This window comes from Dyadobacter sp., assembly GCF_017744695.1.
GTDB lineage: Bacteria > Bacteroidota > Bacteroidia > Cytophagales > Spirosomataceae > Dyadobacter.
The window spans coordinates 97,226-118,207 of record NZ_JAGIAS010000012.1; the positions used below are offsets into that span (position 1 = coordinate 97,226).

At 51.2% G+C, this 20,982-nt stretch carries 25 protein-coding genes; 13 read left to right on the forward strand and 12 right to left on the reverse strand.

Annotated elements, in window-relative coordinates; all coding sequences use genetic code 11:
• Positions 1-56 precede the first annotated feature (56 nt).
• From J7619_RS30795 to J7619_RS30810, 4 genes are all read left to right on the forward strand, one after another.
• Positions 57-770: a hypothetical protein gene (locus tag J7619_RS30795; protein ID WP_291208314.1), complete on the forward strand. Its 714-nt coding sequence runs from the start codon at positions 57-59 to the stop codon at positions 768-770.
• A gap of 48 nt (positions 771-818) precedes the next feature.
• On the forward strand, positions 819-2,153 hold the full coding sequence (locus tag J7619_RS30800) for a T9SS type A sorting domain-containing protein (RefSeq protein ID WP_291208316.1): 1,335 nt from the start codon (positions 819-821) through the stop codon (positions 2,151-2,153).
• A 171-nt stretch (positions 2,154-2,324) separates the two neighbouring features.
• On the forward strand, positions 2,325-2,816 hold the full coding sequence (locus J7619_RS30805) for a DUF6934 family protein (protein WP_291208319.1): 492 nt from the start codon (positions 2,325-2,327) through the stop codon (positions 2,814-2,816).
• Positions 2,817-2,847: 31 nt separating this feature from the next.
• Positions 2,848-3,003 carry a hypothetical protein gene (locus tag J7619_RS30810; protein ID WP_291208320.1) on the forward strand — a complete coding sequence of 52 codons (156 nt, stop codon included), beginning with the start codon at positions 2,848-2,850 and terminating at the stop codon, positions 3,001-3,003.
• 27 nt (positions 3,004-3,030) lie between these two features.
• On the opposite strand, the gene J7619_RS30815 is transcribed toward J7619_RS30810, so the two are convergent.
• Both J7619_RS30815 and J7619_RS30820 read right to left on the reverse strand, forming a co-directional pair.
• Entirely contained in the window at positions 3,031-3,522 is a 492-nt protein-coding gene (locus J7619_RS30815) for an SRPBCC domain-containing protein (protein WP_291208323.1), read from the reverse strand.
• A 117-nt stretch (positions 3,523-3,639) separates the two neighbouring features.
• The gene (locus J7619_RS30820; RefSeq protein ID WP_291208326.1) at positions 3,640-4,257 is read right to left on the reverse strand and encodes an FISUMP domain-containing protein; all 618 of its coding nucleotides are present in this window, start codon (positions 4,255-4,257) and stop codon (positions 3,640-3,642) included.
• A gap of 150 nt (positions 4,258-4,407) precedes the next feature.
• On the opposite strand from J7619_RS30820, the gene J7619_RS30825 reads away from it, so the two are divergent.
• Positions 4,408-4,557 (forward strand): hypothetical protein, encoded by a 150-nt coding sequence (locus tag J7619_RS30825; protein ID WP_291208328.1) that lies wholly within the window; start codon positions 4,408-4,410, stop codon positions 4,555-4,557.
• 7 nt (positions 4,558-4,564) lie between these two features.
• Here the strand turns inward: J7619_RS30825 and J7619_RS30830 are convergent, their stop codons facing one another.
• The 5 genes from J7619_RS30830 to J7619_RS30850 form a co-directional block, all read right to left on the reverse strand.
• Complete coding sequence (locus J7619_RS30830) at positions 4,565-5,041, reverse strand: GNAT family N-acetyltransferase (RefSeq protein WP_291208331.1); 477 nt, start codon at positions 5,039-5,041, stop codon at positions 4,565-4,567.
• 88 nt (positions 5,042-5,129) lie between these two features.
• Positions 5,130-5,963: a DUF2306 domain-containing protein gene (locus J7619_RS30835; RefSeq protein WP_291208334.1), complete on the reverse strand. Its 834-nt coding sequence runs from the start codon at positions 5,961-5,963 to the stop codon at positions 5,130-5,132.
• A gap of 84 nt (positions 5,964-6,047) precedes the next feature.
• Positions 6,048-6,650 (reverse strand): Crp/Fnr family transcriptional regulator, encoded by a 603-nt coding sequence (locus J7619_RS30840; protein ID WP_291208336.1) that lies wholly within the window; start codon positions 6,648-6,650, stop codon positions 6,048-6,050.
• 22 nt (positions 6,651-6,672) lie between these two features.
• Positions 6,673-7,026: a RhuM family protein gene (gene rhuM / locus J7619_RS30845; protein WP_291208667.1), complete on the reverse strand. Its 354-nt coding sequence runs from the start codon at positions 7,024-7,026 to the stop codon at positions 6,673-6,675.
• Positions 6,953-7,318 (reverse strand): virulence RhuM family protein, encoded by a 366-nt coding sequence (locus J7619_RS30850; RefSeq protein ID WP_291208339.1) that lies wholly within the window; start codon positions 7,316-7,318, stop codon positions 6,953-6,955. The genes rhuM and J7619_RS30850 overlap by 74 nt, the downstream gene beginning before the upstream one ends.
• Positions 7,319-7,559: 241 nt before the next feature.
• Between J7619_RS30850 and J7619_RS30855 the strand changes: the two genes are divergently transcribed.
• From J7619_RS30855 to J7619_RS30865, 3 genes are all read left to right on the forward strand, one after another.
• Entirely contained in the window at positions 7,560-8,552 is a 993-nt protein-coding gene (locus J7619_RS30855; RefSeq protein ID WP_291208342.1) for a TonB family protein, read from the forward strand.
• A 102-nt stretch (positions 8,553-8,654) separates the two neighbouring features.
• Positions 8,655-9,404, forward strand: a complete 750-nt coding sequence (locus tag J7619_RS30860) for an OmpA family protein (protein WP_291208345.1) — start codon at positions 8,655-8,657, stop codon at positions 9,402-9,404.
• Positions 9,405-9,537: 133 nt separating this feature from the next.
• A complete protein-coding gene (locus J7619_RS30865; RefSeq protein ID WP_291208348.1) occupies positions 9,538-10,527 on the forward strand; it encodes a beta-ketoacyl-ACP synthase III in 990 nt (329 codons plus the stop codon).
• Between the two features lie 63 nt (positions 10,528-10,590).
• On the opposite strand, the gene J7619_RS30870 is transcribed toward J7619_RS30865, so the two are convergent.
• The gene (locus J7619_RS30870) at positions 10,591-11,007 is read right to left on the reverse strand and encodes a LytTR family DNA-binding domain-containing protein (protein ID WP_291208351.1); all 417 of its coding nucleotides are present in this window, start codon (positions 11,005-11,007) and stop codon (positions 10,591-10,593) included.
• 338 nt (positions 11,008-11,345) lie between these two features.
• On the opposite strand from J7619_RS30870, the gene J7619_RS30875 reads away from it, so the two are divergent.
• Genes J7619_RS30875 through J7619_RS30885 form a run of 3 tightly spaced genes read left to right on the forward strand, consistent with a single transcriptional unit; the run spans position 11,346 to position 14,280 of the window.
• On the forward strand, positions 11,346-12,416 hold the full coding sequence (locus tag J7619_RS30875; protein ID WP_291208354.1) for a sensor histidine kinase: 1,071 nt from the start codon (positions 11,346-11,348) through the stop codon (positions 12,414-12,416).
• Positions 12,413-13,492, forward strand: coding sequence for a sensor histidine kinase (locus tag J7619_RS30880; RefSeq protein WP_291208357.1), 1,080 nt, complete (start codon positions 12,413-12,415; stop codon positions 13,490-13,492). The genes J7619_RS30875 and J7619_RS30880 overlap by 4 nt, the downstream gene beginning before the upstream one ends.
• A complete protein-coding gene (locus J7619_RS30885) occupies positions 13,489-14,280 on the forward strand; it encodes a LytTR family DNA-binding domain-containing protein (protein ID WP_291208359.1) in 792 nt (263 codons plus the stop codon). Before J7619_RS30880 ends, J7619_RS30885 begins: the two co-directional genes overlap by 4 nt.
• Before the next feature lie 6 nt (positions 14,281-14,286).
• On the opposite strand, the gene J7619_RS30890 is transcribed toward J7619_RS30885, so the two are convergent.
• Entirely contained in the window at positions 14,287-14,886 is a 600-nt protein-coding gene (locus J7619_RS30890) for an RNA polymerase sigma factor (protein WP_291208362.1), read from the reverse strand.
• Positions 14,887-15,232: 346 nt separating this feature from the next.
• On the opposite strand from J7619_RS30890, the gene J7619_RS30895 reads away from it, so the two are divergent.
• Positions 15,233-16,306, forward strand: a complete 1,074-nt coding sequence (locus tag J7619_RS30895) for a sensor histidine kinase (RefSeq protein WP_291208365.1) — start codon at positions 15,233-15,235, stop codon at positions 16,304-16,306.
• A 6-nt stretch (positions 16,307-16,312) separates the two neighbouring features.
• The gene (locus tag J7619_RS30900) at positions 16,313-17,041 is read left to right on the forward strand and encodes a LytTR family DNA-binding domain-containing protein (protein WP_291208367.1); all 729 of its coding nucleotides are present in this window, start codon (positions 16,313-16,315) and stop codon (positions 17,039-17,041) included.
• Positions 17,042-17,047: 6 nt separating this feature from the next.
• Here the strand turns inward: J7619_RS30900 and J7619_RS30905 are convergent, their stop codons facing one another.
• The 3 genes from J7619_RS30905 to J7619_RS30915 all read right to left on the reverse strand — a co-directional run bounded on the left by J7619_RS30905 (position 17,048) and on the right by J7619_RS30915 (position 20,969).
• Positions 17,048-17,995 (reverse strand): hypothetical protein, encoded by a 948-nt coding sequence (locus tag J7619_RS30905; RefSeq protein ID WP_291208369.1) that lies wholly within the window; start codon positions 17,993-17,995, stop codon positions 17,048-17,050.
• 315 nt (positions 17,996-18,310) lie between these two features.
• The gene (locus J7619_RS30910) at positions 18,311-19,429 is read right to left on the reverse strand and encodes a mannonate dehydratase (RefSeq protein WP_291208371.1); all 1,119 of its coding nucleotides are present in this window, start codon (positions 19,427-19,429) and stop codon (positions 18,311-18,313) included.
• A 7-nt stretch (positions 19,430-19,436) separates the two neighbouring features.
• Positions 19,437-20,969 carry a SusD/RagB family nutrient-binding outer membrane lipoprotein gene (locus tag J7619_RS30915; RefSeq protein WP_291208373.1) on the reverse strand — a complete coding sequence of 511 codons (1,533 nt, stop codon included), beginning with the start codon at positions 20,967-20,969 and terminating at the stop codon, positions 19,437-19,439.
• Positions 20,970-20,982 lie beyond the last annotated feature (13 nt).

Sequence of the window (20,982 nt, forward strand, 5' to 3'; positions counted from 1 at the left end):
TGCTATGCCTTCTTTCTAGCAGTTTGTTCCATTATTCATCTTTAACATTAGCGACTATGAACGCACAAAAACTACTGGTAAAATTCGTTCTCCCGGCAATAGTGACCGGTGCGGCGCAACTCATTGCCACCGAGGCGAACGCACAGGTCAAAATCGGCACGAACCCGACCGTGATCGATCTCAACAACAACCTCGAAGTAGAGGCATCCACGGCCAACCGCAAGACTTTTATCAACAAAACGACCGGCCAGGTTTCGATCAAGGACGGTACCGAGGGCGCAGCCAAGGTTTTCACTTCGGATGCCAACGGCGGTGGCAGCTGGCAGGCACCCGGCGTGCAAAATACCCCGGTCATTGTTTTTGAAAGAAGAGCGGGCACTCCTTTTCAAAACCTTCCTCCCGAGGCGAACAATGCCATTACCAAAATCAATTTTACCGCCGAGGTGATCGACAAGGGGAATGACTACAATTCCGCTACCGACACTTTTACCGTACCTGCCGACGGTACCGGGTACTACCAGATCAGCGGCATTTTTGCGTCCCAGTTGCAATCGCATAACCTGGGTGCCAGCTTCTTTATTTATGTGAACGGCACGAACAGAAGACCCCTCGCTATCGGTAACTCGGGGCCCGGTGCGGGCATCACAGCCGGAGGAAATGCGATCGTTCACCTCAATGCCGGCGACCTGGTCGACATACGGGTTACTACCACCACCGACGACGTAAACCTCACGCTGTGTCAGCTGGATATTCTGTTTGTATCCAAATAGATACCAGGTGTTTCATTAGCTATCCTGAAATCCATAACTGACTATGCAATGAGAATTTTATACAAAAATCGCGTACTGACCGCCAAATGGATCAAGCCACCCCTTCTTTTGATGCTACTCGCATTGGGACATCTCGCGCAGGCACAGGAAGGAAGCTCCGGGAATACTACCATATTCAGCGGGGCGGAAATGACCTTCTTCGGCGACCATAATTTCAACACCGGTGGTGGAGGTACCCAGCCAGGTGTGATCTACACGATCCGGACCGCGCCCTTCGGGATACTCAACTTCGCATCGCCCGCCAATGTGGCGACGGGAGGCGACGATGCAAACTATGTAGACGGGTATGTCCGGAAATTGGGCACATCGTCCTTTATTTTCCCTGTGGGTGACAATAGCCATTTCGGGCCCTTCGCAGCGGCGGGCGACGGCACCATGGGTTCTTATTTTTTTACCGACCCTACGACAGCGATAACCAGCATGCTACCCTCAGGCGATTATCCCGTACTGCCCAACGAGGGACCTTTTCCTTCCACAACGTTTGAAACGGCGTTGGCAGCAGTCAGCACGATTGAATACTGGGACATCGACGGCACCAATGCAACCAAACTGACCCTCACCTGGGACGCGACGAGCAATATCAACGGACTCACTGCCGCTCAGCTTAACAAGCTGACCATAGCAGGGTGGAACGGGACGCAATGGGTGGCGATTCCTTCGACCGTCGATGCCACGTCCATCCTTGGCGGCGCCAGCGACCTGACGGCCGGATCGATCACCACCAATGCTGCCATTGCCCCTGACACCTATACTGCCTATACTTTCGCCTCACGCGTCAACCCGCTGCCCGTTACGCTCGCTGCATTCGATGCACGTGCGGAAGGGACCGTCGCCATTCTCCACTGGACCACGACGGAGGAAACCAACAGCGATCGTTTCGAAATCGAACGCAGCGAGAATGGTAAAGTATGGTCTGCGATTGGTTCTGTAAAATCGCGGGGCGAAAGCAAAGTAACGATCGACTATGATTTTACCGACCAAAAGCCGTTACGCGGGGAAAACCTTTACCGGCTCAAAATGATCGATAAGGCTGCTGATGGCGCAAAGGGCTCCTTTGCGTACAGCCGCGTACGCGCGGTGCAGTTCGAACGCGTGGAATTTGCTACCGTTTATCCTAATCCGGTTGCCGACAAGCTGTACTTCAACGAACCGGCATCCATCTTGAAAGCTCGGCTGATCGACCAGAACGGGAAAACCATTCTGGAAACAACCAACCCGGTTGACGGACTGCGCATGGGCCATTTACCCGGCGGATTGTACATCGTGGAAGTAAGCTGGCGAAGCGGCACGATAACCAGCCAGAAAGTGATAGTGGGAAAGTGATCTGTTCCAACGGAGGCACCGGCTTGTGCCGACGCCTCCGTTGGAACATTAATCTGCCGTTTGAAAATTGGTTTACAATCCAATTTGGAATAGACACCTAATCCTTTAAATATTGGTTATCAATCCCTTGCTCATCCCAGACATGCTGGTTTAAACAGGTACCGATAATCAATGACCCTTCCCAAATATCAAACCGAGAAGCTAAAAATTCGCGATTACGAGGCATACCTTCCGTATCTTGAGGTAGCATATGCTTGCAAATTTATCAGCTCGGGTAGAAACGGAAATTTTCAGCTCAGAGTTTTTATTACGCGACCAAAAGACTACGTAGATTCCTATTACAGTTTAGGGTTTGGAGTCTGGGATTCGGAAAAACGCACAGTTGATGATATCGTCGAGCTTAAAAATGGCGATTTTCAACACATACTCGCTACGATCGCCAACATATCGCTGGATTTCCTTCAAGCGAACCCTTCGGCTTCATTGTATGCCGAAGGAAGTACGCCAAGCAGAACGCGATTATATCAACGAGAAATCACCCGACATCATCACCTGATCCCTGAAAATCTCCAAGTTTATGGACTGGTCAACGACAACGAAGTCGGATTTATCAAATTCCGGACGGGGATCAACTTTGATGCCTTTTTGTTGTCGATGAAATAATCGATAAATTTGAGTCTAACACGCTGAGCTTATGTCTTCAACTGTGACAAAATCCGTAACCAAAGGTGCCTCTCTCCGCACACAACGCGAAGAGGCTCGACAAGCCGAACAAAAGGAAGACAACATTGTCTTCAAGTCGCTACGCATGGCGGAGACTTTGAAAAAATATCCTAAGCCTACCAAATAGTGGCGTTTCCAGTCGCTAGAAATCCCGCTATTTTTCCGCAGCCGCAATCGCCTTCTCGTTCTCGGTTTGAGGTTTGCCCTTAGCATTCGGCTTGCCGGTGCCGGTGGTGATCAGGTTGTAAAGGCTGTCTTTGACGTAGAAGCTCCAGGCGTCACGGCATATGTTGAAGCATTCGAATTCCGGTACGAGCCCCTGGTGGGTCATTTGCAGTTGCGCTTGATTGCCGGCGCGGGTAATGTCGAAGACCACACGGGTACCCGTCCATTCCTTTTCATCTTCGGTGAATTTGAAATAGTTATCCAGTATGAGCCACACCACCCTTTGTGCCGGAACGACTTCTACCAGGCGGATATGGCAACGATGCACATCTTCATAACTGTATTTAAATTCGTCGTTAAGGGCTGCCGTGTTTCCTTCAATTTCTTCGGACCACCATCCGCGAACATGGGTGACGGCCTCGAAAACCTCTTCCGGTGTCTGATCCACGAGGATCGTTGCGCTAAAATCTTGTGCTGACATAATCGAGTGATTTTAATTGTTGATTGCTGGTCATTAGTGACAACACAAATTTACAGCGCCCCTTCCTACCAAAAACGGTGTAAAACGGACATTATCGCGGGGGAATCCGGACAGATCTCAACGCTTTGCCAGCGCTCTGATACAACGGACCGAAGCCCCTTCGAGTTTTCCCATGCCGTCCTGGCAATGCAATGCTTTACCTCCAGCACCGAAATTGAAATTCCAGGCCGTCAGCGCATCGATTTCAGTGGTTGTCCAGTAAAAACCGTGGGCGTTCAAACGTGCATATTTGCCGTCCGAGAGCTCCCGGTTGCCACCCAGCGTAGCGTTGAAACCCGATTCACCTCCCGTCTGCAGTGCTTTATAAGCCGTTTTGCCTCCGTCCTTCGATTTGTTGCTGGCCCCTCCATAATGGTCAGAGAGGCCTTCCCAATCCTTGCGGGACGGCAAATGCCATCCATCACCCAGCATCTCGCACGCCTCCGCTGCCGACGCATAGGTGTACAACCGTCCGTAAACCTTGCAGTTGGCCGGATCGTCCGCAAAGCACCAGGAACTATCCACCCGGATGTTCAAATCCTGTGTCATCCATTGGTTTCCGTCGGGCATGATCCTGACAGAATACGTATTTCCGTCGCGATCGGATATTGTTTCCTGCGTCTGGCATTTTGCCGGATTGCTCATCAGATAAATACAGGCGCTCAGCAACAGGGTGTTCAAAAGTTTGTTTCGCATAGCCTAAGACATTTGGATTCCCATAAATTTAGCAAATATCAGGATCAAGTCCTTCCGTAAGACGCGGTTTACCGCCGGTACGAACATTTTGGTTGACAATTGATTAAAATATTAATTTACAACATATTATCTCTGTCAAACTTCAAAGCTATGGCTGGCGCACTGATCATTTCGCTGTTCATCCTGACCTGGTACTGCGTGAAAGCGTGCCGGGAAAACCCGGAACGCCCGAATTGGAGCAAGGCGATCGTTACAGCCATTTTCTGGCCGCTATCGTTGCTCATGAGGCGTTATCGCTGAATCACGTTCAAAGCACCTTTTCCATGTAAATGGCATCGGCATGCGGATTGTCATAGTAAGCCGGTATGACTTCAAATCCAAACGATTCATACAACCTGCGTGCGCCCGTCATGCTGGCGAGCGTATCCAGCCGGAGTTTTTCATACCCCAGATCCCTGGCGATTGCAACGGACCGTTCCAGCAACAACTTCCCCAGCTGATGCCCGCGAAATTCGGGCTGGACATACATCCGTTTGAGCTCCGCGATCCCGCCCCCCTTGCTCCGCACACCTGCACAACCCACCGCACGCTCGTCCGCATACGCAAGCACCAATGCACCCGACGGAGGGCCATATTGTTCCTGCACGGTATCGAGTTCTTCCTCGAAACGCTGGAAAGCAAGATCAATCGACAACGAAGCGGCATATTCACGAAACAGCGCCTTCCCGTCCTGGAAATGTGCTCCGCTACTGGCAGTAATCAATTTGATTGTACTATTCATCATAAATATTTAAGCTGCATTTCCCGCAAAGCTCACAAATTACAGTCAATATGAACAGGTACAGATCCGGGATTCATAGCGGGAACAGTCTCTATCCGATCCTTGGCCACCACATGCCCGCTATTGCACCGAAAATACCAACGCCCATCAGCGCCGTCACGCCAAATATCAGTAGGGCCGCGGCTGCTATGATGCTGTGTTTTTTCGCTTTTTGAGCGTAGAAATACAATTCGAGCAGCCCGAGCGATACCGGCAAAGCGTAAACCAATACTGCAAGTGCCGTGAGGAAAGGCCCGATGAACGTCCGGGGATCAAAGCCCGCCGGGCCGCCATTGATCACAAGCCAGCACATCAGCCCGATCCTGAAAAACCACACGCCGCTTACGACCATGAACAGTCGCAATGCCCATTTGCGGTGTTGGTCAAACTGCCTGGCCCGTGCGCAACGCCACGCCTGCCAAGCAAAAAGAATGATGTAGATCGTCTGAATGCTGATGCTCACATGCTGCGCCCGATCGCCAACAGCGCCGCGCGTCCATACCATCACCAAACCGCCGGTCGCGACAATAACGGCCGTAACGACATAAACGCGCCCCAGCCAGCGATGAAACAATGGAGCATTGCGTCGAACGAACGGCAGCAACTGTAACGGCCCGCCCAACACCAGTATCGCCGCCAGTAAAACATGTACCTCCACGACCAGATTACCTGCCCAGTCGCCCTTTACATAGCCATGCGGCAACACCTGGTTCCATTTTGCGAGATCACCAGAAGCCGTGCTTGCGCCATAAAATACGACAATATAGGCTCCGAATGCCCATTGGCCGATCGTGGTGACAGCAAACCACGTCCTGACGGCCAGATTCAACAGTTTTTGAGGATCATATTTAACGTGAACGGAAGGATAAGAAATTTGTTCGGTCATGATGTCGGAGATTTAAGTTTGGTCAAACTTAAAACCAGCCATGCCGAGGGACGTTAGACAAATGTCCAATACGGATAAGCGGTGCTATTTCTGTGTGGAAGTACCGGGCGGGCCTTCGCTCCGCAACCGGCTGAGGTGCCGCTGGGTAATGCCGAGATAAGATGCGATGTACTTTAAAGGCACATGCCGGACGATGTTAGGGTTTGCGCTCACAAACTTCGCATAGCGAGCCTCTGCGGTAAGATTGGCCATGTCGTTGATCCGCTCTTTGTCCTTTTGCAAATGGTCCTGCAAAATGCGGATCGTATAGTCCTTCTGCGTGAAGCTGCGTGCCGCAGTTACGTCGGCCTCATCCCGACTGATCCGTAACAGTTCACAATCCGTGATACAATGCAGGCTCTCATTCGAAACGGTCCGGTTCACGAAATGGAAGTAGGATGTAAAAAACCGCGGACCGTCGTTCAGGTCGGTGGTGATCTCATTGCCATCCGCGTCCAAATGAAAGTTCCGCATAAACCCGGATACGATAAAATTATGATAACCAGGCACTTCACCTGCCTTCTCCAACATCGTATCCCTGGGTACAAACACCGGCTTGAACGACCTTCGTATCGACTGCTGGTCTGCATCAGGCAACGCGATCATACGGGAGATGTATTCGAAGAGTACAGTGTAGTAATGTTCCATGTCAGTTTGAATTGGGGAAACGCTACCTCAACTTCCACTTTTTCAACTCCCTGTCAAAGTCACTTTCAAAGTTTTTGTCCTGTTCCACACGAAATTTCTCGAATTGCTCTTCCGCAAGCCGAATCGCCACTTCACGACTAACCTTTCCCGCGTCTTTCAGGATTTCGTATTCATTAAACTGCAAAAAAGCATCCAGTTTACCCGCCCAGTCGGCCATTTTCATAGGAATCTGTCTGGCCGCCTGATTTTCGGCATAATCCAGATACATCGATACGATGCGTTCCAGCTCCTTTATCTCCTTTTCAATGAGATAGTTTTTGGCTATACCAATATCCTGCCCAAATACGGAATTGTGTCGCCTGAAAGCTATTGACACGATATCCCACCGCAATGGCTGCGTCTAAATTGTAGAAATCGACTTCACGCGCCACCTCCCTGTTGCCTTCCTTTTGAACTATTCGAATTTTTCGAATAGTTGCCGACTCTTCGAGTTCTCCAGATTTGTAGATTTCCTTTAAATGGTAGTTGATCGTATTCACTTCTACCCCAAACAACTCCGCCAAGCGCTTCTGGTTCAACCAAAACGTCTCATCATCAAAAATGACCTCGACCTTAATATTCCCTGCGGGTGAATTGTAAAATAGGATGTCCGCTTGCAAATTTTCCATAGACAGCGTGCGTGAATGGTTTGTAGATGGATGATTGAATAACTCGCCGGTCGAATGTAAAATGTTTTTACAAAATAAACCTATTCCGATGATCCGCCGGCTGGTAGATCGATCGCCGATTTTTTTCCAAAAAAATTACACATTCTGCTGCTATTTGCGTATCCTATATTTGAAATACAATCGTTTATGGAAAAAAGGTATAGTTGAGTGAATATCGGCCATTTCAAACAACTGGAAACTCATGTTGCTAAGAATACCTCCACCGCTGCTCCCCAAATACATCTCCCTCGCGCTGCTCGCCGTTGCCGCCAACTGGGGTACAACGGCGTCCGCACATTCGATTTCCGACAGCCTCGATATCCGGGCGGCATTTCTTCAGACAACACGGATTACCGGTAAAATCACCGACGAATCCGCCCGGCCGGTTGCCAACGCCGCCGTTCTGATCGCCGGATCAGAACGTGGCACCGTCACTAACCTGACAGGCGGCTTCGAAATTGCGGATGCGCCTCTGAACGGGACACTGATTATCCAGCATCCTGATTTTGAACCGCGGCAAATCCCCATTGTCAAATCGACGACCGAGTATCTCATTGCGTTGAAAATGCGTCCGCAGGTATTGGCCATGCGCATGAAAGGCCCATCAAAACTTTCCCGGAAAGACGTGGAGACAAACCAGGGAAACGAAAGCGGTTCTTCCCTGCGGCTCGATCGCTGGCCCTATTTCAGGGGATTAACGAAATTTCTTGCCAATAATCTCAAGTACCCCGAGGAGGCGCTGCAAGCGGGTGTACAAGGGCCTGTGCAGGTGTCCTTCCTGATCGACGAAGACGGTAACGTCAGTAGCGGGCGGATCATTAAAAGCCCCGGCATTGAACTGGACGAAGAGGCAATGCGGCTCATACGCATTATGCCCAAATGGACACCCGCCCAGAAAGACGGGAAACCGATTGCGGTCTGGTACACGATCAGTATTCAGTTCGACCCGGAACTGGACAAGCTACCGCTGAAAGTCAAGGAGGAAGTGCCCAGGCTTTTCAGCAGGAAAATGAAACTGGAACCCTGGAAGGCTCCCTTCCTGATCAAAGACGAATTCGAGAAGTTATTCCGCAACCGCAAAGTGAATTTGTCCGCCCATGAGCCGCCACAAACGAAACTCTCGGTGTACGGCTATGGCGCCAGTCCGGCCCGGCTGTACGTTCCATTACGGCCCAATTTTATGATAGCACCTTAAAAAAACCGCCCGGCATAGCATTATCTATAAATAACCTTTATATATTTATAAAAATACTTTCCTGCTTGTAAAATACGATTGTTCAACCTAACCGGAGCTTGAATGAAAACTTTTACAATCATCCTTATCTTGTTGGCCGCAGCAAATTTTGCCGCTCGTGGGCAGCAACAGGCCAATGTAGCCTCGAACCAGCAAAAAATCATCCCGCAACGAACCCGTGTTGCGGTACGCGTTCTCGATAAACGCACCTTACAGCCGATACAGGCGACGATTATGGTAGTCGGACAGCGCCCCGAGGACCTGGTTGTGCCGATTTACGAAGACGGTGCTTACCAGTTCAAGATGTCGGCCAGGGACATGGGCGTTATTTCGATCCATGCCGACGGTTATGAAACACATTCGGAAGTCATAGCCGCCCGCACCCTTCGCCCAACGAAGATTTTTTATTTAACACCGATAGAAAACATCGATTCCTGCAAAGCAGCGCCCGTTACCTTATCAGAGCTGGATTTGAAGGAGGAGATCGAAACTGTTCTGCTTTTTACCCAGAGCGAGCCGGCAATGCTGCCGGAGAGCAACCAGGAGCTGGAAATCCTGGCCGATTACCTGGTCAGGAACCCCGCGCCCCGGATCGAGCTTTCGGGCCATACCGACGACGTGGGTGATCCCCGGAAAAACCTTCTGCTTTCCTACGACCGCGTGGATGAAGTCAAAAAGTTCCTGCTCTCGAAGCGTATCGAGATGGGGCGCATTCGTGGCAGAGCGTTCGGTAGCGGGTTGCCCGTCGCGCCGAACGATTGCGAAGCGAACCGCAGGCTCAACCGGCGCGTCGAAATACGCATCGTCCCGTAGAATTTTTCTTTTCAAATTAACTTCCCAAAAAAACCATTGAAAGGTGGAGAAATGCGCACTTTTGTGATGCATATTTGTTATTTAGGGCAAAAGAATCCCCAAACAGCGAAATTTACCAGTATTAAAATCGAATATGAAACAAGTAAAAGCCTCCATTTCAGGCATCGAAGGATATGTACCCGACTATATTCTCACAAATGCCGAATTGGAGACACTCGTGGATACCAGCGACGAATGGATCGTGAGCAGGACCGGCATCAAGGAACGCCGCATCCTGAAAGAACCCGGACTCGGAAGCTCACACATGGGAGCCCGCGCCGTAAAGGGCCTCCTCGAAAAAACCAATACCGATCCCGCTGAAATAGACCTCCTCATTTGCGCAACCATTACCCCCGATTTCGTTTTTCCAAGTACCGCCAACCTCATTTGTGACCAGCTGGGCATCCGAAACATCGGTAGTTTCGATGTGAATGCCGCGTGCTCCGGCTTTGTTTACGGCCTCGAACTCGGTGCGCAGTTCATCGAAACCGGCAAATATAAGAAGGTAGTCGTGGTGGGGACGGACAAGATGTCGGCCGTGATGGATTACACCGACCGCCGCACCTGCATCCTGTTCGGCGACGGTGCCGGCGCGGTACTGCTCGAACCGAATACCGAAGGCTACGGCGTAATCGATACACTGATCCGCGCTGATGGCGTAGGTTACAACAATCTCGTACAACGCGGGGGCGGAAGCAGGTTCCCCGCAACCCACGAAACCGTGGACGCCCGCATGCATTACCTCCACCAGGATGGCCAGCAGGTTTTCAAATCGGCCGTTCGCAACATGGCCGACGTTTCAGCGGAAATGATGGAAAGAAACCACCTCACCCACGACGACGTTGCGTGGTTGGTGCCTCACCAGGCCAACCGCCGCATTATCGAAGCAACGGCCAACCGTATGGGTGTTGGAATGGATAAAGTGATGATGAACATCGCTCATTACGGAAATACCACCGCCGCTACGATCCCACTTTGTCTGTGGGACTACGAAAAGCAGCTCAAAAAAGGTGACAATCTGATATTCTCTGCTTTCGGCGCCGGTTTTACCTGGGCCTCGGCTTATGTGAAATGGGCTTACTAAGAAAAGCCGTCAGGATTTATAAACGTTTATAAATCCTGACGGCCAATAATTTACACATCTCCTCTACGCCGAAAGCGCCATTCTGCCCAATATCTCGTGCGTTTCACGGATGCGACGGCGCGCGATGGGAATCACCTTACCGCAGCTGAGATGAATATAATCAGGCCACCGCGATTTAATATGGCGTGCATTGATGCTGTATGATTTGTGGATACGTAAGAAATCGCTGCTAAGCTCATCCTGTACCTCTTTCAGACACTTCGAAACCAGGTGTTTTTCATGCCGGGTGTATACAAATGTGTAGTTACCAACACCTTCCAGACAAGTGATATCGCTGGATTTAACGGAGAGCGCTTTCCCAAACTTGTAAACAGTAATCGCGGGGACGTTTTTGATTTCGCCGGTAGCGCCCGACGGAACGCCGCCCGACGGCATGATGGACAGGTTTTGCATGGGTGAAAGGACGGGTTGATTTTTCATGGATTGATCTGGCAATTGGTTATTTACTTTCATGGCTAAAATTTTGATTGACTTTGATGGCTAACAGATGCCTGGCCTGGCTGCGATACAAAAGTGGTATAAGAAGGGACGGTAGAAAACAGCGACCCGGTTGAATTGTAACTTTTACCTCATGAATACGCTAAATCGTGGGGTAAACTGAAACAGCCATTTGCTCAATTGACAATACCTTTTGTTGGTTTAAATCATATTAGGCAATGTTTGCGACGATTTGGGCCATAAATACGACGGTTAAGCACTCCCTATTTCCGATTAGGCCGTACCCGTTTTACTTTTGCATGAATTGACAATCCGTGCAAATGATCCTTGAAAGCTACCTGGCAAAAATCGGCCGCAAGCCGGTAGGCGTTACCACATCGGTGCTGCTGCTGGCCGGGGTAACCTTGCTGGCCGGCCTGGGACTCTGGCAGGAACGTTATTTTTCGGATTCGCGCCTGTTTGTGGCCGGAAGTGCCGTCAATATGCTCCTGATATGGGCGGCTTACCGGATCGACGTCGCACTTTCACCCAGGGTTACCAGCCTGCTCCCGGACACCGATCATTCCATTTACCGCGTCGCCCTGTGGTTTGGGGTGTATGGTGTCGTGAATGTGGCGTTTTTCTGGGTGGCATTGCCGGCATATCATCAGATCGGCCTCACGGGCGCGGGGTTCGATCTTTTCTGGGCACTGCGTGTGAGCTTTTTTATCCTGAGCGGTTCGCTCATCGCCGCCGGACTGACCGAGCTTGCTTACGCGTTCCGGCAATGGAGGACCAACCAGAACGAAGTGGAGCAAATGCAGGAAAAGCAACTGCAAACCGAACTGGAAGCGGTCAAACAGCAGGTTAATCCTCATTTTCTTTTCAATTGCCTCAATTCGCTGTCTGTTTTGATCACCGACGCGCCGGGTACCGCGGAAAAGTTCGTGGATGAAATGTCGAAAGTGTATCGCTATCAGCTGAGCGTGAATGGCCCCGACAAAGAGGATATTCTGGTGACGCTCGATTCAGAACTGCGTTTTATCAAATCCTACATTTATCTCCTCGAAACGCGGTTCGAGAACGGGATCGGCATTGCGCTGGACATGAACGAAGTCTTTCTCAGCGGGCAGATGGTACCGCTCACCTTCCAGATCCTGATCGACCACGCCATTCATTATAATATGGTATCCCCCGCCCGCCCGCTCCACATCCGCATTGCGACCACGGAAACCGGTCAGCTGGAATTCCGGTACAACCGCCAGCCGAAAATGCTCACAATGCCACCCGATACGCCGGGGATTCACGTGCTGATCAGCAGGTACAAATTTCTTTTCAACCGTGCGGGCGCAGTTCAGCTGAAAGAAGACGACCACGAATTCACGATCATCCTGCCGCTGATATTCACATGACCCCAACGCTCATTTACAACAGAATAGGCCGACAAATATGGCTGAGCCTTTTCGGCAGGTGGATTTTCGCATTGCTGGTACCCTGGTTTGTTCCAACGATCAGTTATCTGCTCATCGGCGAGCCTTATCTGGCCAGTATATACAATTTTACCGGCGGCACGCTGATGATCTTCCTGATGACGATCCTGGCATTCGTCCCGCACGACCGGGCTGCGCGGTATATTGCCCTGAAATACCCTTCGCTCGATTCCTCGCTCAAAAGAAGCGCGCTTACGGCTGTTGCCTTCTGGATCCTGACGTTTGTTTTTGTAACCTCCTACATGGTTTTTATCATGCATTTCAGGCCGTTCGAAGCGCAGCTCGATGCCCGGATGATGGTTAATGTTTACCTTTTCGAGTTCGTGGCGGTCCTTATGCTGACGGGCCTCTATGAGATCAATTACTCATTAAATAAATGGAAGACCCTGCAAATCAATAAGGAAGCGCTTAGGAGAGCTGGGATGCAGGGGCAATTGCAAAGCTTGAAAAGTCAGGTTAACCCGCATTTTTTGTTCAACAGCCTCAATACGCTTTCGGCGCTGATCGCCGACGAGCCCCGGCGGGCCGAGCAGTTTGTGGACGAAATGGCCAAAGTTTACCGCTATCTGCTTCAAACCAACCAGAACGAACTGACCGCCCTTTCGGCTGAAATACGCTTTATCAGCTCTTATTACCACCTGCTGCGTACCCGGTACGACATCGGTTTCGACCTTGTGTTGGAAGTCAACGATGAAGACCTGGATAAAAAAATACCGCCGCTAACCTTGCAGCTGCTACTGGAAAATGCCGTCAAGCACAATAGCATACTTGAATCCAACCCGTTGCGGGTATCGATACGCTCCCTGGGCGACGATCTGCTCGAAATCAGCAACAACCGTCTGATCAAATCGACGCCCGTGAAGTCGACCCGGCTTGGACTGGCCAACATTATGGCAAAATACGAGCTGCTTTCCGAACGTATACCCGTGATCGACGACGGTGCACAGTTTTTTACAGTCACCCTGCCGCTGATCACGCAGAAAACCACCAACGCATGAATATATTAATTGTTGAAGACGAAAAACTGGCCGTACGTAAGCTCACCAAGTTGCTGGAAGAAACCGCACCGGAGTTCGAAATACGAGGCATTACGCCCAGTATCGCCGCGACTGTGGCGTGGATTACCGAAAACCGCGCGAGCAGTCAGCCAGAGCCGGACATCATCTTTCTGGATATCGAGCTCGCCGACGGGCAGAGTTTCGAAATATTCAACCGCGTCCAGATCCAGAGCACCGTTATTTTCACCACTTCCTACGATGAATATGCCTTGCAGGCATTCAAAGTGAATAGTATCGACTATTTGCTGAAACCCGTACAGCAGGAAGACCTTCAACGTGCGGTCCGTAAGTTCTACGACCTCGTCGCGCCCGGGAAAGCCGCAGCCACACCGCAGCTTAACCTGGAAGCGATTTTGAAAAGCCTGCATTTGCAATCACCTGTACCTGAGTACCGCAAGCGGTTCCTGGTAAAGCAGGGCGCCCGCCTGCTATCGATCGAGACATCCGAAATAGCCTATTTCTACATCGACAATGGTCTTACATTTTTCAAAAATCACCTGGGACAGAAATTTGTTGTGGACTACAAAATGGATGAGCTGGACGAATTCCTCGATCCCGACCGCTTTTTCCGCGTCAACCGCGCGCTGATCGTGACGCACCAGGCAGTGGCGCAAATGCAGGCGTACTACAACCACCGGCTGGCGCTTGCATTGCACCCGGCACTCGACAAGGAGACGATCGTAAGCCGAGAACGCGCCCACGATTTTAAGATATGGATGGGTAAATAGCGGATTTTAAAACGAGAGCATCGCGTACTGGCCGGCAAGTTCCGGGTAATGCACTGTGATAACCTCCTGCAACTGCGCCCTCGCACGCGCATATTGCGAGCGCACGGTCGCCTCGTTGATTTCCAGCATTGTGGCAATCTCTTTATGGCTGTAACCATCCACGGCGTACATCAGGAACACTGTTTTATAGATCGGTTTCAATTCGTGAATAAGCTGCATAATTTCGCCCGCCGTGATTTCGGACACCGCATCATCGGCAACGCCGGGCTCAGGAATCTCATCGAATGCCGTCCGGGTCGCATAGTGCTTTTTGTTTCTTCTGAAATAGCTGATCGCATTGTTGACCATCACCGTCCGCAGCCATGCCTTGAAAGGCTGCTCGGGATCATATCTTTCCAGATTATTGAAAACTTTGAAAAAACCTTCATTGAGCACTTCCTCGGCCTCTTCCGGTGAATAGGTATACCGAAGGCAAATGCTTTTGGCATAACCGAAGTACTTTTTGAACAAAATATGCTGAGCCTGACTATTCCCCGCAATGCACGCCGCAATCACCGAGCGGAAGTCGTTCGGATCGAAAATGATTTTGTTCAGGAATTTGAGCATAGTTTCTTACTTTTCAAAGGGTCATAAAGTGGGTCTGCGCAACACTTCCGCGACTGGCCGTCCGCAACTGGCCGTCCGCAACTGGCCGTCCGCAACTGGCCGTCCGCAACTCTCCAATACAAAGAGAATTAATGGAAACCGCGAATAAAAACGGCTTGGACGGAGAGCCCGAAAGTGTAGCTGAATGGGCTGTTTTAACCGATAAACCGGTCGGGTGGAGCGTGAACCCGGCGAGTTTATCGGCCCGTCGTCGAAGAGTGGCCCTTTAACCGGCAAAAGCCACGATACGTCGAAACACCTGTGCCCTGTTATCCAATACCGTGGTTTGTCTGCTATTTTTACGTCAATGACCAGAGAAAACACAAAAGGCGGCGTAGTGGTCGCGATGCATTTGCTTGCATGGGCCCTGCTCGGCTTTGTGCTTGTATTTTACCAGCCATTGTCGTGGGGCGTGAGCCTGCCTGCCGTGTTTTGGGTAAAACAATTCCTGAATTTCGGGCTGCTCGTAGCACTGTTCTACTTCAACTCACACTATCTGGTACCGAATTACCTGCTGAAAAACCGGATTTTCATCTTCATTTTGTGGGTAATAGCGCTGGTTGTACTGATGCTGGCAGCCAGCAAATTAGCCGATCAGCAACTGGAAATCCGCCGGCATATGGAACACATCATGCCCCGCCCGAGGCACCGGGGAGGCCCTCCGAGGCCCCGGCACCTGATTGATGGCATCCTGCTGATGACCACATTGCTCGTCATCGGGGTGAGTACCAGCATGGCCGTAATCCAGCGCTGGCAGGCCGATGCGCGCTTGCGTGACGCGGTGGAAAAACAGAACATCACATCCGAGCTCGCCTTGCTGAAAGCGCAGATCAATCCGCATTTCTTTTTCAACACACTCAATAATATATACGCGCTGTCGTACACCAACGTAGAGGAATCGCGCGAGGCCACGCTTACGCTCTCACGCATGATGCGCTACCTGCTCTACGAAACGCAGCAGGATGTTGCCCCGCTCAGCCGGGAATTCGCATTTATCGACGACTACATCGAATTGATGAAGCTGCGCGTGCAAAGCAGCAGCAACGTGCAGTACACCCGCGACGAGCCCGTTCCCGACTATCCCATTGCCCCGATGCTGTTGCTGCCGTTCATCGAAAATGCATTCAAGCATGGTATCAATGCCTCGCAGGAATCCGAAATCAGGATCCACGCCGGATTATCGAACGGCTCATTGACGCTCCGCGTAGAAAACCATATTTTTCCGGCACAGAACGTGGCAGGAGCAGAAAGCGGCGGCATCGGCCTGAACAATACCCGCCGACGCCTCGACCTTTTGTATCCCGAAAAGCACCGGCTGGAAATCCAAACCGACGAACGCGCGAACACCTATACCGTAAACCTGACCATCAACCTGACGTAAACCGATATGACCCTGAATTGCATTACCGTCGACGACGAACCGCTCGCATTAGGCCTCGTGAGCTCATTTGTGGAACAAACGCCATTCCTGCATTTGCACGGCCGGTATATCAATGCGCTGGATGCACTGGAGGTGATCACAAAGGAAAATATTCATTTGGTTTATCTGGATATACAAATGCCTGAACTAACGGGAATGGAGCTTGCGAAAGTCCTGAGCCAGAACCCGGACAGCCGGACGCGCATCGTTTTTACAACAGCCTATAACCAGTTTGCAGTGCAGGGCTATGAGGTGGATGCGCTGGGTTATCTGCTCAAACCGTTCGGCTATAACCAGTTTCTGGCAACAGCCATGAAAGCCAGAAAGTATTTCGAAAACCTGCGCGAAGGCTCGAACGAACCCGAGCTGGATTCGAGCGAAAATTACCTGTTCGTCAAATCGGATTACAAGTTGGTACGCATCGATTTCGACGCAATTCTTTTCATTGAATCATTCAAGGATTATGTCAAAATCCACCAGGCCAATGGCAGCCCGGTGGTTTCGCATAGCAGTCTCAAAGCCATTGAAGAAAAACTTCCCTCCGGCAAATTTATCCGCATTCACCGCTCATTCATTGTGGCCGTCGGTAAGGTAGATTCAATCAGCAAAAGCGCCGTCCACATCGGCAGCGTGGATATTCCGGTCGGGGACCTTTACAAGGATGCCTTCAAGGAACTACTGGCCAAGTGGCAGTAAGGTATGTCAGAATTGGTGCGTAAAACTCAACGCCAGGCCCGACTTTCCGTTCGCATCAGGAAAGCTACGCAAATCCCAGGCGGAACGTCTTGATACAGGCTTGTTATTCACGGCCAGGTTCCAGATACTCAGCCCGATGCTCAGCGATCCTAGGCCCATATTCATCATCGAAATATTCCGTTGCGTTTTGCTCGCATACCATGTGCCAGTAGCTCCGTCTACCTGGTTTTCCCGGTTGAAACCGACCGCTCCCGCAATGAACTGCCCGGCCCCGCCCACGATCCCGAGCACCGGCGTCGCATTCGTCCGGCTTCCCTTGCCCACTTCCATCGCATTAATAACCGACGACGCCCCATTGAGCCCGATCAGTACTGACGACGTGATCGCGTAGGCAGGTTTGATCTCAGGTTTGTAGGTCGGCATAGGATTATAGGCGGGTTGGATCATCGCACACTCTTCTTTGCTCAGGCCGCTTTCCACAATCCATTTGTCAACCTTTTTATCCCTCATTTCAAATATCGTGGCATATTGGTTCCGGCTGTTGATATCCTCCGCAACTGCCCGTCCCGCTGTCTGCTCGATAAGGTAACCAACTGCACAGATCGTCCCATTCCGGTCGATAAAGCAGGGTTTCCGTTCCGCGTGCTCGTAGTTTTTGGGAAACAACCCCGCCGTGCGGTATTCGTGCAGCAAGTTGAGCAAATGCGCGCGTTTGGCCCGCATAGGAGCCGATAAACGGGATACATCGCGGTTTCGCAGTTTTTGTTCTACATATTCCAAATGCGTCGCGATCCGAAGCTGATCATCCGTCGCCGCATCGGGCCTTATACCGAATTTCGACTCGAAACTGGCATCCCCGATGATCGGGTTAATGGTTCCCTCCGTGCTCCGGCGTTCCTTTAAAACGGCTATGAATAGCACGATTGCAAAAAAGCTGACGGCAAATGTTTTCATGGCTGAGAAGGTTAGGTTGATTATGTCGAAAGAAATAAACAGTAAGTAACTTATTTCTCAGGGTGTAGGACAAAACCCAAGCTGGTAAGGTTGCATCTGGTAAAGAATTTTGAATGAATGAATGAGTGAATATTTTTCTTTCAACACTTCGGATCGATTCTCATTCAACCATTCAAAATTCACTCATTCAAAATTCACTCATTCACTCATTCCCCATTCCACGGCGGCTCATTCAATCATTCAATCATTCAATCATTCAATCATTCAATCATTCACCCATTCCCCATTCCACCGCGGATCATTCAATCATTCAAATCACGCCCGGTGCGCCTTCGCAATCGACTCGACCAGCCCTCGCATGTACCCGATCGCGAACAGCGCGCCGTAGTTGCTGTAACCGGCGTGTTCGTTGCTGTCGCCAGCGACGGTAGGCACATGGTCCGGGCGCATGGGGCCGCGGAAGCCTACTTCGTAATAGGTTTTCATCGCTTCGTACATATCGGTCTTGCCGTCGTCGTGGAAGGTTTCTTCGAAGTTGTTTTTGTTGCCACGAACATCACGAAAGTGCACAAAGTGGATTTTCTTTCGGCTGCCGAAGTATTTGATCGCCGACGGGATATCCTCGCCCATCGTCGCGAAGGTGCCCTGGCATAATGTAATGCCGTTGCTCTCACTCGGTACGATCTCGATCAGGCGCTTGAATGCATTGGACGAGGTCATAATGCGCGGGATACCCTGGATTTTGTCGACCGGGGGATCATCCGGGTGTAATGCGAGCTTCACACCGACTTTCTCGGCCTCGGGTACCACGGCTTTGAGAAAGTATTCGAGGTTCTTCCACATGGTATCGTGCGTGAAATCGCCGTATTGGGTGAGCGGCTTGTCCTTCACGTCCTCGTAATCGAACGAGCTCACGAGCGCGCCCCCGCGTGAGGGTTTGTCGAGCTTCGTGCGCGCCCAGCTGATGACGGGCATCCAGTTGTAGCAAACCGTGTCGATCCCGGCCTTCGAAAGGTTTTGGATAAACCGGATAAAGGTCTCTATTTCCTGATCTTTACCATCCAGCCCCAGCTTGGTCTTTTCGTACAGCGACGGCGGCCCCTCGATCACACGGTAGGTAATACCATGTTTCGCCCAGAAATCGCGCACGGCCACAATGGCCTCGTACTCCCAGTTTTTGACATTGCCCAGGCCCACACTCTGCGGGTTGATCCCTCCTACCGCGCCCAGCACATTCATTTGCTTTGAAAGCGCAATGCGGTTGGGGTCCATTCCGAAGAAATGCGCCAGGCAGAACTTCATGCCGCCGTCCTGCGCATAACCAGCCATTTCCCTTGTCTGCGAAGTGGCGACCGAGGCTGGCCCGGTAAGCGCGCTGGCCGCCGTCACCAGCGCGGTGTTTTTGATAAAATTCCTGCGTGAATTTTCCATCATGATCGGTTTACTTGTCCCACCAGATTCGGGTCATGAACACATCAGGCCCCTGCCGCTCGATCGCCGTTTTGAAGTTTGGGTTAATGCCCTCTTCGCTAAGCGGATAGCGCAGGCGGCGCGGGATCTGGCCGTTGGTGTCGTTGCCGAGGTAATTCACCGGCGTCAGCACCGGGTAACCCGTTCTGCGCCAGTTGGCCCAGCCTTCGATATGGTTAAAAGTACTAGCCGACAGCAAATATACCTCCGTGTGGATCGCATTCATTTTCGCGGCCAGCGTTCCGGCTTCCGGATATGGATTTTTAGCAGCGTAGGCAGCGATATCCGTATTCGAAATGGTCGCATTAGCCCATGACATCTGCGCCAGCGCAGCAGACTGCCCTTCCTGGAATGCCGCTTTGGCATTACCCGTCGCCCAGCCGCGTTCGATCGCCTCTGCTTTGAGGAGCTGGGTTTCGGCGTAGCTCATGTAAATCCATGGCAATGCGATACCGATCACGCCGGTTGCGGGGCGCGAGTAGTTATCGAGGTTCTTTTCATCCAGGGCAGCGAGGCCGGTGGCGTCGGTCGCATTCGGCAGGCCTCGTTGCCTGGCTATGCTATTGTCCCCGCCTTTGATCATCGAAATAATCGGCAGTCGCGGGTCCTGGCGCTCCTTCATCATGTCGATCAGCGTTTTGGCCCATTGTACGCCGGCATTAGGGATATTGGTAATGTTCGAGCCGCTTGGGCCAAGGATCCACGAATTGGGGTTCGAGTTGATCTCCGCTCCGGTATTGGCGAACTTCACTGCGATAGTTTCCGTATTTCCTGTAATCAACCCGCCATCGATGGCTTTTTTAGCCCAGAGCTGTGCATTGGCCGGATCGGCCTTTTGCATACGCATGGCCAGACGCAGCATGAACGAGTTCGCCGCGCGCTTCCATTTATCGAGATCGCCGCCATAGATATAGTCGGCCGCTTTGGGAATATATTGGGCCGTATCAAATGCCTTACCTGCTTCGTCGAGCTCTTTCAGCATATCCATGTAAATTTCCTGCTGGGCGTCGTATTTCGGCGAGAAATTGCCGTCGATAAAACCCTTTCCTGCTTCGAAATACGGGATATCACCATAGAGGTCCGTCGTGCGCGAGAACTCCATGACTTTAATAATGCGTGCCATCGAAAGCACATTCACATTCTTCGGATCCTGCTTCGCCACCTCGATCAGGTTCACCATGCTTTTGACAGCATAAGTGTAAGAGTTATCGAAAAAAGCAGAATTGATTTCCCCCAGGAAAGTGTAAAAACTGCCTTTGTAAAAAGTCGCGTCGATAGACGACATCTGCTGGATCAGGCAGGCCGCATACCCGAAGTTGGCACGCCAGGCTTTCGACGCGGGGCCACTTGCTGAGCCCGTCAGCAACAGCTGCGACTGGCCCAGCAGGTAATCCACCGGCACGTTGCTGGGCGCATTCGGGTTGACATTGATTTCCTCGAAATCCTTGGTACAGGCGCCGGCTCCTGCGAGCAATGCCAGGCATATAGTTAATTTTTTAAGCATGATTTCTCTTTTT